This window comes from Nonomuraea sp. C10, from assembly GCF_008017515.1.
Lineage (GTDB): Bacteria > Actinomycetota > Actinomycetes > Streptosporangiales > Streptosporangiaceae > Nonomuraea > Nonomuraea ferruginea.
In genome coordinates, this window is the sequence record NZ_VPFF01000003.1 from 419,778 (window position 1) to 435,260 (window position 15,483).

Sequence of the window (15,483 nt, forward strand, 5' to 3'; positions counted from 1 at the left end):
GGCCATGGGCGGTCGGCCGTTCACTTGCCGGCAGAAGCCCGCGGAGACGCGGGGTGTGGCTCAGCGCGGCGGGAGCGGGCCAGGGCCAGCCCGCCGAGGGCCGCGCCGGCCAGCCCCAGCGCCAGGGCCATGGCCGCCCCGAACACTCCGTTGCCGGTGCCGAGACCGCCGTCGGCGACGGCCAGTTTCACCGCGCCGTTGAGCCCGCCGACGAGCCCCATCAACAGGGCCGCGATGGCTCTCCTCCTCCCGCCGCTGCCTGCCCGGCGGACGGAGCGCCACGCCAGCCAGCCGAGAACCACGCCGCCCACCGCCACCAGTGCGGCCGCGCTGGCCCAGACGCGTTCAGGGGTCCCGAGGAACGTGTCGACACCTTGACCCGCGCATTCTGTCGGTGTCGTGCACACGGGCGAGGCCACCTGTGCGGCGAGGTCGAATAGGACGGACATGAGGCGCTCCTCCGCTTCCCGCGACTGGACGCCAAGAACTATGTCCGCTGAACCCGCCGCCGGTCATCCTACTGATGGAGACATCTCTCCCTACCGCGGACGCCGCAGGAACCGCGAATCTACCGCGTCCGCGGTAGGTGATTGCGCCGTCCTGCGAGGACTGCAGACTGGTGCGGTGAGTGACGTGGCGGAACTGCTGGACCGGATCTGGCGGACGGACGCGGCCGGCATGCTCGGCGCGCTCAGCCGGCGGCTCGGCGACTTCGACCGGGCCGAGGAGGGGCTGTCGGACGCGCTGGCCGAGGCGCTCAGGCGCTGGCCCGACGAGGGCGTGCCGGACAGCCCCACCGGCTGGCTGGTCACCACGGGCTGGCGCAGGGCGCTGGACCGGCTGCGCCGCGACGCCGTCGGCCGGGAGAAGATGGCGCGGCTGGCGGCGGAAGCGCCGCCTGAACCGGGCGTGGACGATCGGCTGGCGATGGTGTTCGCGTGTTGCCATCCAGACCTCCCCGAGCCGGCCCGGGTCGCGCTGACGCTGTACGCAGCCGGTGGCCTGAGTACGGCCGAGATCGCGGCCGCGTTCCTGGTGCCGCTGCCGACGATGGCGCAGCGGCTCTCCCGGGCCAAGCGTCTGCTGCGGAAGCGCGGCATCCGGTTCGAGGTGCCCCAGCCACATGAGTACGTCGACCGGCTGCCGACCGTGCTCGCGGTGATCTATCTCGTGTTCAACGAGGGCTATCTGTCCAGTGGCCGGTCCGCCCAGCGGCGCGAGCTGGCCCGCGAGGGGGTCGAGCTGGCACGCCAGCTCGCGGGGCTGCTGCCCCGTGAGCCGGAGGCCGCGGGTCTGGCGGCGTTGCTGGAGCTGCACCATGCCCGCGTCGACGCGCGGTTCGACTCGCGGGGCCGCATCGTGCTGCTCGGCCGGCAGGACCGGCGGCTGTGGGACAGGGCGGCGATCGAACGGGCGGCGCTGCGGCTGCGGGCGGCGGTGCGCCAGGGCCGGCCCGGGCCGTACCAGGTGCAGGCGGGCATCGCCGCGCTCCACGCCCTGGCCGTCTCGTACGAGGCCACCGACTGGGCCGGTGTGCGAGGGTTGTACGACCGGCTGTACGCGTTGGACCCGTCGCCGGTGGTGCTGCTGAACCGGGCGGTGGCCACGCGGTTCGCGGTGGGCCCGGCTCCGGCGCTGGACGAGGTCGACGCGCTCGGGACCCGGCTCGCCGGCTATCACCTGTGGCACGCCGCCCGGGCCGACCTGCTGGCCGCGCTCGACCGTACGGCCGAGGCGCTGACGGCGGCGGAGCGGGCTCTGGAGCTGGCGACCAACCCGGCCGAACGGGAGCTGATGTCGCGTCGAGTGGGTGAGCTGAGGCGCCGGCTGTGAGACCGGCGCCCAGCGTCAGAGCTGTTCGCGGCTCATCACCGGACGGACCTCCAGCGCGCTCATCCCGGCCGTGAGCGGCCAGGTGGCCGCGATCCGCGCGGCCTCGTCGATGTCGTCGCACTCCAGCATGACGACCGCGCCGATGACCTCCTTGAGTTCCAGGTACGGTCCGTCGCTGATCATCGGCTGACCGGTCCCGTCGGCGCGCACGGTCTTCGCCGTCTCCCGGGGCTGCAGCTCGGCGCCGCCGTCAGCGATCTTGCCGGTCGGCTGCCACCGCTCGTACCAGTCGTAGACCTGCTTCATCGCGTCCTGTTCCTCGGCCGGGGACAGCCCGCTCCACTCGCGGTCGTCGCCGAAGATCAGCATCGCGTACTTCATCGTCACTCCTCGTGGTCGACAGAACTGCGTCGTCCGGGTGACGAACGGGCGGCACCGATCCTCGACAGGTTCCGCGAGAATTCTCGCCGCAGAATCGGCGTCAGGGGTTCAGGTGCCGATGGCGCGTACGACGACGCCGACGAGCTGCTCCTGGGTGACCAGGCCGTAGTCCCGCGAGTCGCGGCTGGCGTCGGGGTTGTCGCCCAGGATCGCCATCCGGCCCGGTGGGATGCGTTCGTGCGCGGGCGACGGTACGTGATCCGGTACGGGGTCCCCCGGTACGGCGGCGAGCCGTTTGATCACGTATCCGGCGGGGTGGCGCGGGTCCGCCATCCGGGCGTCCGGCACGACCACCACGATGTCGCCCACGCTCAGGCGTGACAGGGGCGTGCGGCGTACGAGGAGACGATCGCCGGGGCGCAAGGTGGGCGCCATGCTGAAGCCCGCGACCGTGGCCAGCACGAACCTGCGCCGCAGCACCGCGGCGAAGGCCGCCACGCCGGCACCGGCCAGGAGCACTGCGATCACGACCTGCACGGAAGGCGCCTCACTCGTCGGCGGAACTGCGGGGTAGGGGGACACTGACGCGGAAGCGGCCACCGGCTCCGTGCCGGCGGCCACTCGCGCCTATGTGTCGGCTAGCAGCTGTACTTGGCCCCTCTCACGTTGCAGGGGCCGCAGGTCGTCTGGCTGCTGTCGCAACCGCGGTCGCACCACCGGGAAATGGAATAGACGCCGCTGCAGTAGCAGAATTCCTTCCAGGTCGTGCAGGCGGCTTGAGCGGTGACCTTGGGCACGAAAGCCGACAACATACGGTCGCCGAGGGTGTTGAAGAGTCGCAGCATGCTCTACTCCCTTGTGAGGTTCACGGGCCGTTTCCTTGACGCCGGTAGGCGTCGCCCGATCTTGACCCGTTTCGACCTACAGTAAAGATCCATTCAGGTCCGGGTCAATCCCGATATCCGGCGGCTTGGAGGGAAAACAGCTCGGCGTAGAGCCCTCCTGCCTCGACCAGCTCGTCGTGCCGTCCGGCTTGCGCCACGGTGCCGCCGTCGAGCACCAGGATCAGGTCCGCGTCCCGGATCGTGCCGAGCCGGTGCGACACCAGCAGGCTGGTGCCGCCGTCGCGCAGCCGCCGGAAGCCCTGGTGGATCTCGTGTTCGGCCTCGGCGTCGAGGCGGGCGCTCGGCTCGTCGAGGATGAGCAGGTCACGGCCGCCGCGCAGGAAGCTGCGGGCGATGGCGACCCGTTGCCACTGCCCGCCGGAGAGCGTGGTGCCCGGGGTCGTCCCGTTGAGTTCGTCGCCGGCGAAGTAGATGCGGCTGAGCAGCGTGTCGTACCCGTGCGGGAGCCCGCTGAGGATGTCGTGCACCCCCGCGTCCCGCGCGGCGGCCTCGATGCGTGGGCGGTCCGTCAGGGCCTCCGCGTCACCGATGCCGATGTTCTCGGCGGCCGACAGCTCGTAGGAGACGAAGTCCTGGAAGACGCCCGCGATCCGGGCGCGCAGCTGCGCCGGGTCGAGGTCGCGCAGGTTGACGCCGTCCCAGAGGATCTCGCCGCGGTCCGGGTCGTAGAAGCGGCACAGGAGCTTGATGATCGTGCTCTTGCCGGCGCCGTTGTATCCGGCGAGGGCCACCGCCCGGCCCTTCGGGATCGTCACGGTAACGCCGCGCAGCACCCACGGGAGGTCCTCCCGGTAGCGGAACCAGACGTCACGCAGCTCGATGCCGTGCCGCAACGGTTCCACCGGACGCGGGCGGGCCGGCACCGGCAGGTCCTGGTCCGCTTCCACGACGGCGAGGTAGTGACCGAACATCAGCAGCTGGGTGTGCGCTCCGGCCAGGTCGCGCACGACGCCGAGCAGCGCCGCCTGCACCGCGGCCACCGCGGCCACCAGCATGGCCACGTCACCGACGGTGACCGTCCCGGCGGCCGCGGCGTTGACCACCCAGACCAGGCAGCCGCCCGCCACCCCGGTCGAGAGCATGGTCAGCAGCGCCTCCGTGCTCAGGGCCTGCCGGTCCATGGCCCGCTCCACCCGGTTCGCGGTACGGCGTTCGCCGAGCATCCGTCCCCGGAGGAAGGAGCCGACGCCGAACAGCCGCACCTCGGTGGCCGCCTCGACGTCGGACAGCAGCTGGCCGTAGAACAGCTCGCGCCGTTCGTGCGGCCCCACGGTGTTCATGGTCTCGGCCCGCCGGCGGGCGAGCGCGAACTCGGCGCCGACCGCGGGGAGCGCGCCGACCAGGACGACGACCGCCAGAACGGGGCTGACCGTGACCAATGAGACGACGAACCCGGCGGTCACCAGGACCTGCTGGAGCAGGTTCAGGCTCACGGCCACGATCTCGGCCGGTCCTGAGCCGCCGGCGTGACGGGCGAAGCGCAACCGGTCCGCGAACTGCGGGTCCTCGAACCGTCCCAGACCGACCAGCCGGTTGACCGCGGCGTAGAGCTGGTCGAGGGCGGCGAGTGCGACGATCCGTCCCTGTTCGGCCCTCAGGTAGCGCAGCACCTGCGCCAGCAGGGCCGTCAGGATGCCCGCGGCGACCAGGCCGGCGATCGGCCCCGTCAGGTCCGCGGGCCCGCCGGGGGCGCTCAGCTGATCGAAGACGATCTTCGTCAGCCAGGCGACGGCGACCGGCGCCCCCGCGCCCAGCACCGTGAGCACGAGCTGGGCGATGGTCGTACGCGCCGCGAACCGCCAGGCCAGCCGCCAGGCGGCGAGAGCCACCCGCCTGCCGGTCGTCACAGGGCCACGGAGTCGGGAAGGACGTCGACCTTGAAACCGGTCACCTGGAGGACGCCGTCCTGGCCCATGAGGCAGAAGGCCGGGTATCCGCGCAGGCCGAACGCCGCGGCCATGGCGCCGTCGACGTCCCCTTCGATGACGATCTGCGCGATCCCGCCCAGCTCCTCGCGCAGTCCGCCGAGCTCCTCGGGCGAGCCGAGGAGCACCGCGATCACCTGGTCGCGCCCGCCCGGCAGGCCGGACGCGTACCGGATGAAGGCGGGTTTCTGCTCCTCGCAGGTCGGGCAGCGCGGCGAGAAGAAGGCCACGAGCATCCCCGGCCGCAGATCGTCGCGGGTCACCGTCCGGTCGTCGCCCGTCACGGCGCTGAACTCGCCGACGCGGGCGCCGGCGGGCAGGGTGATCTCTTCCTGTCCGGGGGGATGCCCGCCCCCTCGGTTGATCAGCTCGGTGTGCTCGCGCAGGCGCCGGATCACCGCGACGGTGAGCACCAGGTTGAGCAGGCAGATGATGAAGACGATCGCTAACGCGGCCCACAAGACTGACACGGCGTAATCCTCCGAGTTGATCGTTTTCGGAGCGGCCAGGATAGTACAGGTCTAGTCAGGCGAAGCGGTCCATGATTATCGACAGGGCATTCTCTGCGCATAACACGACATAGGGATCAAACCGGCTGTTATCTCGCCGTCGGCCTGAACAACGCGACGAGGTCCTCGAACGCCGTGATCAGGATGCCGGCGACCAGTCCGGCGACACCGGCGAGCAGGGCGTACGGCACCTCGAACGCGCCCGGCGCGGAGGCGCCGGCCAGCCCGAGGACGGCGACGCAGACGAGGATCAGGTTGCGCACGATGTGGATCGGGCCCAGGGGCGTGCTCGACGCTCCGAAGCACCGGCAGGGGGCGCGGTTGCCGCGCGACAGCGCCCGCCCGATCACCAGGGTGAAGGACAGCAGGAGGCAGCCTGCCAGGGCGAAGCCGATCCACCCCGCCACCCGCACGGGGACGAGCAGCAGCACGGCGACGACGATCTCGGTCGCGACCACGGCGAACGCCGCCGGCCGCAGGAGGGGGCCGGGCACCTGGTCCAGTTGGCGCAGCGAACCGACGAAGGCGGCCCAGCCGGCCTTCCCCGAGACCTTGGTCCAGGCCGCCGTGACGAAGACCGCCGCGAGCAGCAGCCGACAGGCCACGTCCAAATAGTGCACGGTGGGCCAACCTATCCACCGCGCCCAGCCACCACAACCGCGTAACCGGAGGGCGGGCGCCCGAGAACTGTCGGGGCCGGCCGCTAACCTGCGGTGCGGCGGGCTGGTCGGCGAAGGGTGTGGGCCGGTGGGCGACAGCGAGAAGCAGTCCCTGTTGACATTCCTGGAGGCGCAGCGCGCCGCCGTGCTGGCGATCATCGACGGTCTCGGCGACGACGCCCTGACGACCGCCGTCCTGCCCTCGGGGTGGACGCCGCTGGGTCTCGTCGAGCATCTCGGTCACGCCGAGCGGCACTGGTTCCAGGAGGTCGCCCTGGGTTCGGCCGAGCCCCTGCCCTGGCCGGCCGACGACCACGAGCCGCTCACGACCCCGCGCTCGCCGTCGACGGTGCTGGCCTTCTACCGCGCCCAGTGCGAGCGGTCCGACGCCGTCCTCGCCGCCATGCCGCTGTCGATGCGGCCCCGGGGGCGCCATCCTCATCCGCCGGGAGATCGGATCACCGACTTACGGCAGATCGCGCTGCACATGATCGAGGAGACCGCCCGTCATGCCGGACACCTCGACGTCGTGCGCGAGTTGATCGACGGGAAGACCGGGCTCGGGCCTCGCTAGCGCCCGGCCCTCTTCACTTTCATGGCCGAGCGGCCGGCGATAGGTGAAGGGCTGCACGCTCGTCGGCGTCGAAGAGTTCCCGGATGCAGCGCGGAAAGGGCGTCTTAAACGGGGCTTCAGAGGGCAGGCAACATAAAGTCGCTTTCGGGCAACATTATTGCGGAGTCTGGATGTCGGCGACCCGAACTGCCACACTGAATAAGCCGCACTTCGGATGATCCACCGCCGCCAAGGCGCTGTCGAACGCTTCACGACTGGTGGAAACTGCCTGACGGACGAGGTAGAAGCGCTAGTGTGGGGCGCCGGCCGTGTCGCGACCGGCGTTCAGGCGTTCCCACTCGGCAAAGGTGAAGTCTATGGTGGACCGGCTCTTGGGCGGCCTGACAGAGGCTGATCTGGCGAATGAGGAAAAGGTGCGCATCGTCGTCGCGCAGAAAGCCTTCATGGCCGACAGGAACCGCCTGTTGCTCGTCCGCAAATCGCCATCCGACCCCTACAACCCCGGTTTGTGGGAGGTTCCCGGCGGGCGAATGCGGGGCGCGGACGAAGGGCTCGACGAGCACATCGTGCGCGAGGTCCGCGAGGAGGCGGGCATCGAGATCGAGCCCGGCCCTCCCTTTCACATGTGGGACTGGGCCATGCCGGCCGACGACGGCGGTTGTGTCCGGGTCATCGCCGTGGCCCGGCAGTGCCGGGCGTTGTCGCACGAGGTGACCACCTCCGGCCAGATCTCCGGCGACCACATCGACGAGGTGCGGTGGGTGCGGCTCGACGCCGTCGCCCGCTATCCGCTCATTCCCGGGATCGATGGGGCGGTCGAGCGGTTCCTGCGGCTGCGCGGCGCGCATCCGTCCGAAGCCGTCTGCCGCCGCTGACCATGATTCCCGCCGACGGAGAGCGCCGGTTCAGTCTGGTCGCGATCGGTGAGATCCGGATCGACGTCCGCGTGCGGGTCGACTCCCTTCGCTTTCGCGACGTGTGCGGCGACCAGTTCCATTACGCGCCGGTGCGCATCACTCCGGCGGGCGTCGCGCTGCAGATGGCCCGCCAGGCGATCGGCCTCTTCGCCACCGTCACGCTGGTGTCCAGAATCGGGCGTGACGAGTTCGCCGATCCGGTACGGGCCCAGGTGACCGCCATGGGGGTGACGCCGCGGCTGACCGTGGTGGAAGGCGCCTCGACCGCGAGGGTGCTCGTCATACGTGACACCTCGGAGGGGCACGGGGTCCGCCTGATGGTCGCCGAACCGCTGTCGGACCTCCAGATGCTGGGCGTGCCGGACGTGCGGGCGGCGATCCGGGAGATCGCCGCGGCGGACGCCCTCTTCCTGACGGGATACGAACTGCTGCACGCCCGGTCGGCCGAAGCCGTGCTGGAAGCCGCGGCCGTCGCCCGGTCGCACTCCACGGTGATCTGCCTCGACCTGGTGCCGCACGACATCCACCGCAGGATCCCCCCGGCCCGGCTGCTGCCGCTCCTGGAGGCGGCGGACGTCGTGGTGGGCGAGCTGGAAACGCTGCGCGGCGTGGTGGGCGCCCCTGAGGGCGGCCCCGAGCTTCTGTTTCCCCTGCTCGACGCGGTGCACAAGGCCGCACCGGTGTGGATGATCCGCTCGGGGGCCGGTGGCGCGAGCCGGTCGACGATCTACCAGCAGGACCGCCTGCACGTCGACTACCCCACCGGCTACGAGCGCGTCTCCGATCCCATGGGCTTCGGCGACCTGCTCACCGCGCGTGAGCTGCGCTGGCTGCTGTCAACGGGGCTCGCCCCGGCCTCCGCGGACGGGAGCAGCTTCCGGAGCGTCGCCATGAACCGCTCGCGCGTCTCCGGCAGCCCGTAGATGTCCTGCCAGCGCCACCGCTCGCCGGGCGGCGCGGCGCACATCCTGAGGAACTGCGTGGGCAACGACCCCGGGCAGGGGTAGGTGGTCGTTCCCTCGGCGTCCTCCAGGTAGAGGTAGGAGACGCCGCTCCGGAACAGCTCCGCCGGGCCGGCGTCGGCGCCGGACAGGGCCTCGCGCTCGATCCCGGCGCGGACCGGACCGGCCCCGGGCAGGAAGTGCAGGTGCGCGTGGTCGATGCAGGAGCCGGCGCCGTGCGGGCCGGCCGGGCCGTGTTCGAAGACCGTCACGGGACGGCCGTAGACCGCCTCCAGCCACCGGGTGACCTCCCGCTTCCGCCGGGCGACCTCCCGCGCCAGGCCGGGCGGGCACGCGCCGAAGCACGGGAAGTGGCGGGTGGAGACCAGCAGGAGATGGCCCTCGGTGAGAGGAGCCAGATCCGGCGCGCACCACAGGAACTCGTCACCCCACAGCAGGGCGGCCGCACCGGGAACACCGGCGTCCTGGTTCATCCGAAACCGGAAACGACCGCAAAATACACAATCCTCCTCTTGGCCGGTTTTTGACACGTTTTCAGAAAGCATGACGGCGCCGTCTCGATTTTCGGGCGTGCCGTACCGTGGAATGAGGACTCCGCCGGGCGGGAGAAGTTCGAAGGCTTCCGGCAGCAGATGACCGGCCGTCTCCATGTCGCAGTGAATGCGCCGGTAGAAACCCGCTGGATACGGCAGGGCGCCCGGGATCGGGCGGGTAACAATGCCCTCCTCCGCGGCCCAGGTCCCGGTGGCGGTGGTGAGATGGGCCAGGGAAGCCCGCCGGGGAAGGGATCGGGCCCACTCGGTCGTGCCGCCGATCGCGAGGATATCGCCGTCCTCAATACGAAAGCCAGAAACCACCGATCTGCACCGTCCCGAATGAGGTATGGCGACCGGACACTTCGGCTATATCAAAGCGTGACGTTAGTTGCAATGGGGGGAACGGTACGCTCCGGGAAAAGCGGCGACGGGGGAACGGCCTTGTTGCACGAGATCGATCTGTCACAGTCCGAGAGCGCGTTGAACAAGTCGATGGACTTGTTGCGCCACATGTACAACGAAAGTCCCGCGGGTGGGGGCGGCTGGTACCACCTGCTCGACACCGTCCCGCCGGGGGCGACCGCGACCGCCGTGGCGTTGCTGACCTTCCACGTCGCCGGTGAGTCTCCGCCCCACCTGGAGGACGCGCTCAACTTCCTCAGGGTCCGCCAGATCAAGGACGAGGACCCGAAGGTCGACGGCGGCTGGTGGACCAACACCAGCAAGGACAAGCCGGTGGTCGAGGCGACCGCCTGGGTGGTGCGGTGCCTGGCCGCGCTGCGGTGCGACGACCAGCCGACGACTCCCGACCTCTCACGGGCGGTGTCCTGGTTGCGCAACAACCAGGACAGGTCCGGCGGCTGGGGCTCCTTCCACGGCTGCCCGCCCCGCGTCTGGCTGACGTGCCTGGCCCTGCGGGCCCTGCTGGAGGCGGCGCCCCAGGACCCGGCGGTCGACAAGGGGGTGTCGTGGCTGATCGAGCAGCAGCTGCCCTCCGGCGGCTGGGCCCCGGAGCCCCGCCAGAACCAGGCACGCGTCGCCCACACCGCGTCGGCGCTCACCACGCTGGTGAAGGCCGGCGTCGACCCGGCGTCCGAGAAGGTGGCCAAGGGCTTCGACTGGCTCCTCGCCAACCTGGACACCTCCTCCCTGGTGGAGATCGGCAACCGGGAGGAACGGTCCAACGTCCTCTTCCTGCGTACGGACAAGGGCGAGGAATACTGGCTCCCGCCGTCGCTGACGCACTACGCGCTGCCGGTGGCGACCACGGCGCTGATGCACCATCCGCGGTTCCAGAGCATCGACGTGGCGGGGAAGCTGGCGCAGTCCTTCGACACGATCGTCACCGAGCAGTGTCAGGACGGTTCCTGGCCCAACAGCATGAGCACGCACATCACTCTGTGGGGGGTGTGGCCCTGCGTGGAGGCTCTGGCGTCGCTCAGGAGCGTCAGGCTCGCTCGTGCCGGGGATCAGATCGTCTGGATGGAAGGCGCGATCGTGATCCGGCAGAAGGACGGGAAGCACCTGCCGATCGAGAAGGTCCTGCGTCCTCTGCTGCCGCGGCGCCGGTGGGCCGGGTCCCTGCGGTGGTTGCGGAGGCACTGGGCCTGGGTGTCGCTGGCGCTCTTCGTGGCGGGAGGAGCCGTGGGGCTGGCGACGCGGCTGATCCAGCTGACGGAGTTCGCCTTCGGGCTGATCCTGCCGATCGTCCTCCTGGTGCTCCAGCGCTTCATCGATCGCAAACGCCAGTGACGCGGCCGGCCGGCCACTGACATGGCCGGCCGGTTCCTGTCTACCGGGGCCGGATGTTGTGGTTGCCGGTGAACAGGTTGCCGGGGTCGTACTGACGCTTGACCGCGGCGAGCCGCTCGTAGATCGGCGCCGGGTAGACGGCGGCGACGTCCTCCTCGGTGGCGGTTGCGAGGAAGTTGGCGTAGGCGCCGCTTGCGTGCGGCGCGAGTTTCGCCCAGAGCGCTTCCAGGGCGGGACGCGCGGCCTCGACGACCGGCTCGGGGCCCGCGACGGTGGTCGTGAACATCAGCTCCGCCTGGCGGTGCGCGTAGGCGGTGGCGTCGGGGGCCACGCGGGACACGGCGCCGCCGACGCTGCGGACGGCGATGAACGGCGGCCTTTCCGACGCCCCGGCCTCGGCCAGCACCTTGAGCGCGGCGGGCGCCGCGTCACCGCCGGTGAAGGCGCTCCGGGTGAACACGCGGAAACCCGGCGGCGGGGTGGCGCCCTCCACGAGCGTGTCCGCGAAGGGCCGCAGTGCGACGTCGTCGTCGATGACCGTGCCGAGGCGGCGGATCGGGTCGATGGCCCCGGCCGCGCGCTCCGGGTCGTCGCCGTCGAAGGCGACGCGGATCTCGACGGGCGCTTCGGGGCCGCCCGCGAAGGGGTTGGCGAACTCCGCGACGGAGGTGAGCTCTTCCGGGGCGGTGCGGAGGAGGTCCGCCCAGCCCTGGAGCACGGCCGCCGTCTCCCCCGCGGGGAAGGCGATCCGGCCGAAGAAGACGTCCGTCGTCGGGTGTGCCGCGAACGCGAAGGCGGTCACGATCCCGAAGTTGCCGCCGCCGCCGCGGATCGCCCAGAACAGCTCCGGGTTCTCCCGCGCGGAGGCCCGCACGGTCTCCCCATCGGCGGTGACCAGCTCCGCGGCGACCAGGTTGTCCAGAGCCAGGCCGTGCTTCCTGACCTTCCAGCCGATGCCCCCGCTCAAGGTCAGGCCGCCGACCCCGACTCCCTTGGTGTCACCCGAGGAGATCGCCAGGCCGTGCGGGGCCAGCGCGGTCGCGACCTGGCCCCAGGTGGCGCCGCCGCCGATCCGTACGAGGTGACGCTCCTTGTCGGTGACCTCCACGCTCGCGAGCGCGCCGAGGTCGATCACCACGCCGCCGTCGTTGGTGCCGAAGCCCGCGAAGGCGTGGCCGCCTCCTCGTACGGACAGCCGGAGGCCGGCGCCGGCGGCGAATCTCACGCCCGCCCGCACGTCCCCGACGCTCCTGGGCCGCAGGACCCAGGCAGGACTGCCCGTCACCAGCACGGAACGACTGGCCGACGCGTACTCGGCCGATCCCGGTTCGACGATGTCGCCGCCGAAGTCGCGGCGCAGGGCTTCCAGTGCTGAACTCATGATGTTCCTTCCGTACGCGGTCTGACGAGCAAGAGATCCCGGCGGCGCGACGCTTGTGACAGCAGGGCGGGTGTGACGTATGTCACCGAGTCCGGGTGTCACACGGCGGCGGCGAGCGGGATCGTATGCGTGGCACGGTCGGGAACGGACAGGCGAGGAGCAGTGATGGGCGAAGGCAGCGAGCATCCGGCGACCGAGGCGTTCCTCGCCCACCGCAACCTGCTGTTCACGGTCGCCTACGAGATGCTGGGCTCGGCCGCCGACGCGGAGGACGTCCTGCAGGAGACCTGGCTGCGGTGGGCGGGCGTCGATCTCGGTACGGTGCGGGATCAGCGTGCTTATCTGGTACGGATCGTCACGCGGCAGGCGCTGAAACGGCTGCGCACGCTCGGCCGGCGCAAGGAGTCCTACGTCGGCCCGTGGCTGCCCGAGCCGCTGCTGACCGCGCCCGACGTGGCCGAGGACGTCGAGCTGGCCGAGAGCGTCTCGATGGCGATGCTGCTGGTGCTGGAGACGCTGACGCCGACCGAGCGGGCGGTGTTCGTGCTGCGTGAGGTGTTCGACCTGGCCTACGACGAGATCGCGGAAGCCGTCGGCAAGAGCGCGGCCGCGGTCCGCCAGATCGCCCACCGGGCGCGGTCCCACGTCGCCGCCCGCCGGCCGCGCGGGGCCGCCTCACCGGCCGAGACCCGCGACGTGCTGGAGGCGTTCCGGCGGGCGGTCGAGACGGGCGACCTGCGGCGGCTCCTCGACGTCCTCGCGCCCGACGTCGTCCTGCTGGCGGACGGCGGCGGACTCGTGCCGGCCGCGCCCGCGCCCGTCGTGGGAGCCGGTCAGGTGGCCGCGCTGCTGAAAAGGGTCGCCCGCACGGCGTCGCCGCAGCCGGCGCTGGTCAACGGCTGCCCCGCGCTGGTCATCCGTGCCGATGGCGAGGTCGAGACCGTCATGGCGGTGCGCGTCGAGGACGGCCTCATCACCGGGCTCTACGCCGTGCGCAATCCCGAGAAGCTGTCGCGCATGGAGCGGGAGACCGCGGTGAGCCGCTGAGCCGCCGTCAGCCGGGGCTGATCGTGGCGGCGACCGTGGCGCCGAGCTCCCAGCAGGCTTCCAGGTCGTCCTTGCCGGGGGCGCCCGTCACCGACGCCGGGCGCCGGACCCGCTCCCAGCCGAGGCCGGTGGCGATCGACTCCACCGCGCGGACGGCGCCGGTCGTGTCGTTGTTGCCGTGCACGTACAGGGCGTACGGCAGGCGGCGGGTCTCCTCCAGGCAGGGGTAGTAGATCGTGTCGAAGAAGTGCTTGAGCGCGCCGCTCATGTAGCCGATGTTGGCCGGGGTGCCCAGGATGAGGCCGTCGGCCGCGAACACGTCGACGGCGGTGGCGGCCAGCGCCGGGCGGGTGACGACCTCCACGCCCTCGACCTCGTCGGTGGTGGCGCCCTCCCGGACGGCCTCGAAGAGCTCGCGGAGCGTGGGCGAGGTGGTGTGGTGCACGATCAGCAGGCGCGTCACGCCATCGATCCTTTCACGGCGAGGTTATCCGCGCCGCGAGCGGGGATGCCGCTCGTCATGGGTGAAACCATGATCTTCCTGCGGCGGGCGACCAACGTCGCCGTGCTCACTCTCCTCGTCCTCCCGATCACCGCCGTTCTCACTGCCCCGCCCGCGGCGGCCGAATCCCGCAAGCAGGCCGCCGCCCGGGCCCGGAGCATGCTGGCGCAGCTCAAGGTCGCCAGGCCGTTGTCCATCCGCGGTTACAGCCGCGAGAAGTTCCGCCCCCACTGGGCGGACCGCAAGGGGAGGTGCAGTACGCGGGAGCTCGTCCTGGCCCGCGACGGGCGGCGCGTCCGCCGGAACGCGGCCTGCCACCCGGTCAAGGGAGTCTGGTTCAGCCCGTACGACGGCAAGAAGCTGAAGAGCGAGAGGTACGTGGACGTCGACCACGTGGTGCCGCTCGCGTACGCCTGGCGGTCGGGCGCCAAGCGGTGGAGCCCGGCCAAGCGGCGCGCGTTCGCCAACGACATCAGGCGGCCCGAACTGCTCACCGTGAGCCATTCCGCCAACATCGCCAAGGGCGCCAAGGGCCCGCAAAGCTGGCGTCCGCCGCGCCGCGCCCACTGGTGCCGGTACGCGACGTCGTGGATCACCGTGAAGCGTCACTACCGGCTCTTCGTCACCCGCAAGGAGAAGACGGCCCTGCTCAACATGCTGCGCACCTGTTGACATGCAGCCGTTTGGCTGCCTATCGTTCATAGGCAGCCAAACGGCTGCGCATTCGAGGTGGTAGCTGTGGACGACGTGTTCAAGGCGCTGGCCGACGCCAGCCGCCGCATGCTCCTGGACAGTCTCAACGCCCGTGACGGCCAGACCCTGAGCGAGCTCTGCGACGGGCTGGACATGGCCCGCCAGTCGGTCAGCAAGCACCTGGCCGCCCTGGAGGCCGCCGAGCTGATCACCACGGTCAGGCACGGCCGGGAGAAGCTCCACTACCTCAACGCCGCCCCGATCAACGACATCGCCGAGCGCTGGATCCGCCGCTACGACCGGCGGCGCGTCCAGTCGCTGTCGGCGCTGAAGCGAGCCCTTGAGGAGACGGCTGTGTCCAAGCCCGAGTTCGTCTACACGTCCTACATCGTCACCACGCCGGAGCGCCTGTGGCGCGCGCTGACCGAGCCGGAGTTCACCCGGGCCTACTGGGGTCTCACGCTGGAGTCGGCCTGGACCAAGGGCGCCCCCGTCGTCTGGCGCACCGAGGGCTCGGTCGTCGACGACGGCGGCAGCGTGGTCCTGGAGTCCGATCCCTACCGGCGGCTCTCGTACAGCTGGCACACCTTCACCCGGGAGTGGGCCGACGACGCCGGCGTCGCCCCGGATGTCCTCGCCGAGATCGCCGCCGAGCCCCGCTCTCGCGTGACCTTCGATCTCGAACCGGCCGGGGACCGGGTCAAGCTCACCGTCGTCCATGACGGGTTCGAGCCGGGCAGCACCGTTCTGGAGATGATCAAGGGGGGATGGCCGGAACTGCTGTCCGAACTCAAGACCCTGCTCGAACGGCAGCCGGCCGGTGTTGAGGACGGATCACGGCGACCTAACGCCGGGCGTTGACCGTCGCGATCCGTCAGGTCGGGACTGCGGTCACCACCAGTAGCCC

Annotated in this window: 17 protein-coding genes; 8 read left to right on the forward strand and 9 right to left on the reverse strand. The window is 71.0% G+C overall.

The window, feature by feature from the left end; all coding sequences use genetic code 11:
- Positions 1–20 precede the first annotated feature (20 nt).
- Positions 21–449, reverse strand: a complete 429-nt coding sequence (locus FR742_RS33470) for a DUF6223 family protein (protein WP_148035309.1) — start codon at positions 447–449, stop codon at positions 21–23.
- 175 nt (positions 450–624) lie between these two features.
- Between FR742_RS33470 and FR742_RS33475 the strand changes: the two genes are divergently transcribed.
- Positions 625–1,833 (forward strand): RNA polymerase sigma factor, encoded by a 1,209-nt coding sequence (locus FR742_RS33475; RefSeq protein WP_148035310.1) that lies wholly within the window; start codon positions 625–627, stop codon positions 1,831–1,833.
- Between the two features lie 15 nt (positions 1,834–1,848).
- On the opposite strand, the gene FR742_RS33480 is transcribed toward FR742_RS33475, so the two are convergent.
- From FR742_RS33480 to FR742_RS33505, 6 genes are all read right to left on the reverse strand, one after another.
- The gene (locus FR742_RS33480) at positions 1,849–2,214 is read right to left on the reverse strand and encodes a YciI family protein (RefSeq protein ID WP_148035311.1); all 366 of its coding nucleotides are present in this window, start codon (positions 2,212–2,214) and stop codon (positions 1,849–1,851) included.
- A gap of 108 nt (positions 2,215–2,322) precedes the next feature.
- Positions 2,323–2,742, reverse strand: coding sequence for a S26 family signal peptidase (locus FR742_RS33485; protein ID WP_222709224.1), 420 nt, complete (start codon positions 2,740–2,742; stop codon positions 2,323–2,325).
- 110 nt (positions 2,743–2,852) lie between these two features.
- Positions 2,853–3,059 carry a hypothetical protein gene (locus tag FR742_RS33490; RefSeq protein ID WP_148035312.1) on the reverse strand — a complete coding sequence of 69 codons (207 nt, stop codon included), beginning with the start codon at positions 3,057–3,059 and terminating at the stop codon, positions 2,853–2,855.
- Between the two features lie 104 nt (positions 3,060–3,163).
- Entirely contained in the window at positions 3,164–4,966 is a 1,803-nt protein-coding gene (locus tag FR742_RS33495; RefSeq protein ID WP_261808937.1) for an ABC transporter ATP-binding protein, read from the reverse strand.
- A complete protein-coding gene (locus FR742_RS33500) occupies positions 4,963–5,514 on the reverse strand; it encodes a redoxin domain-containing protein (protein ID WP_187281486.1) in 552 nt (183 codons plus the stop codon). Before FR742_RS33500 ends, FR742_RS33495 begins: the two co-directional genes overlap by 4 nt.
- Positions 5,515–5,642: 128 nt before the next feature.
- The gene (locus tag FR742_RS33505; protein ID WP_187281487.1) at positions 5,643–6,173 is read right to left on the reverse strand and encodes a MauE/DoxX family redox-associated membrane protein; all 531 of its coding nucleotides are present in this window, start codon (positions 6,171–6,173) and stop codon (positions 5,643–5,645) included.
- A 127-nt stretch (positions 6,174–6,300) separates the two neighbouring features.
- Here FR742_RS33505 and FR742_RS33510 point away from each other — a divergent pair, with 127 nt between their 5' ends.
- The 4 genes from FR742_RS33510 to FR742_RS33525 all read left to right on the forward strand — a co-directional run bounded on the left by FR742_RS33510 (position 6,301) and on the right by FR742_RS33525 (position 10,953).
- Entirely contained in the window at positions 6,301–6,786 is a 486-nt protein-coding gene (locus FR742_RS33510) for a DinB family protein (RefSeq protein WP_148035315.1), read from the forward strand.
- Positions 6,787–7,142: 356 nt separating this feature from the next.
- Positions 7,143–7,661 (forward strand): NUDIX domain-containing protein, encoded by a 519-nt coding sequence (locus FR742_RS33515; protein WP_148035316.1) that lies wholly within the window; start codon positions 7,143–7,145, stop codon positions 7,659–7,661.
- Positions 7,662–7,663: 2 nt separating this feature from the next.
- Positions 7,664–8,626 (forward strand): carbohydrate kinase family protein, encoded by a 963-nt coding sequence (locus FR742_RS33520; protein ID WP_148035317.1) that lies wholly within the window; start codon positions 7,664–7,666, stop codon positions 8,624–8,626.
- Positions 8,627–9,711: 1,085 nt separating this feature from the next.
- The gene (locus tag FR742_RS33525) at positions 9,712–10,953 is read left to right on the forward strand and encodes a prenyltransferase/squalene oxidase repeat-containing protein (protein ID WP_187281488.1); all 1,242 of its coding nucleotides are present in this window, start codon (positions 9,712–9,714) and stop codon (positions 10,951–10,953) included.
- Between the two features lie 40 nt (positions 10,954–10,993).
- Here FR742_RS33525 and FR742_RS33530 read toward each other — a convergent pair whose 3' ends face one another.
- A complete protein-coding gene (locus FR742_RS33530; RefSeq protein ID WP_148035319.1) occupies positions 10,994–12,334 on the reverse strand; it encodes an FAD-binding oxidoreductase in 1,341 nt (446 codons plus the stop codon).
- Positions 12,335–12,499: 165 nt separating this feature from the next.
- Here FR742_RS33530 and FR742_RS33535 point away from each other — a divergent pair, with 165 nt between their 5' ends.
- Complete coding sequence (locus FR742_RS33535; protein ID WP_148035320.1) at positions 12,500–13,381, forward strand: RNA polymerase sigma-70 factor; 882 nt, start codon at positions 12,500–12,502, stop codon at positions 13,379–13,381.
- A gap of 7 nt (positions 13,382–13,388) precedes the next feature.
- On the opposite strand, the gene FR742_RS33540 is transcribed toward FR742_RS33535, so the two are convergent.
- Positions 13,389–13,844, reverse strand: a complete 456-nt coding sequence (locus FR742_RS33540) for a flavodoxin family protein (RefSeq protein WP_148035321.1) — start codon at positions 13,842–13,844, stop codon at positions 13,389–13,391.
- A 57-nt stretch (positions 13,845–13,901) separates the two neighbouring features.
- Between FR742_RS33540 and FR742_RS33545 the strand changes: the two genes are divergently transcribed.
- Together FR742_RS33545 and FR742_RS33550 are read left to right on the forward strand one after the other, a co-directional pair.
- The gene (locus FR742_RS33545) at positions 13,902–14,555 is read left to right on the forward strand and encodes an HNH endonuclease family protein (protein ID WP_261808938.1); all 654 of its coding nucleotides are present in this window, start codon (positions 13,902–13,904) and stop codon (positions 14,553–14,555) included.
- A 66-nt stretch (positions 14,556–14,621) separates the two neighbouring features.
- Positions 14,622–15,437 carry a metalloregulator ArsR/SmtB family transcription factor gene (locus tag FR742_RS33550; RefSeq protein WP_148035322.1) on the forward strand — a complete coding sequence of 272 codons (816 nt, stop codon included), beginning with the start codon at positions 14,622–14,624 and terminating at the stop codon, positions 15,435–15,437.
- Positions 15,438–15,483 lie beyond the last annotated feature (46 nt).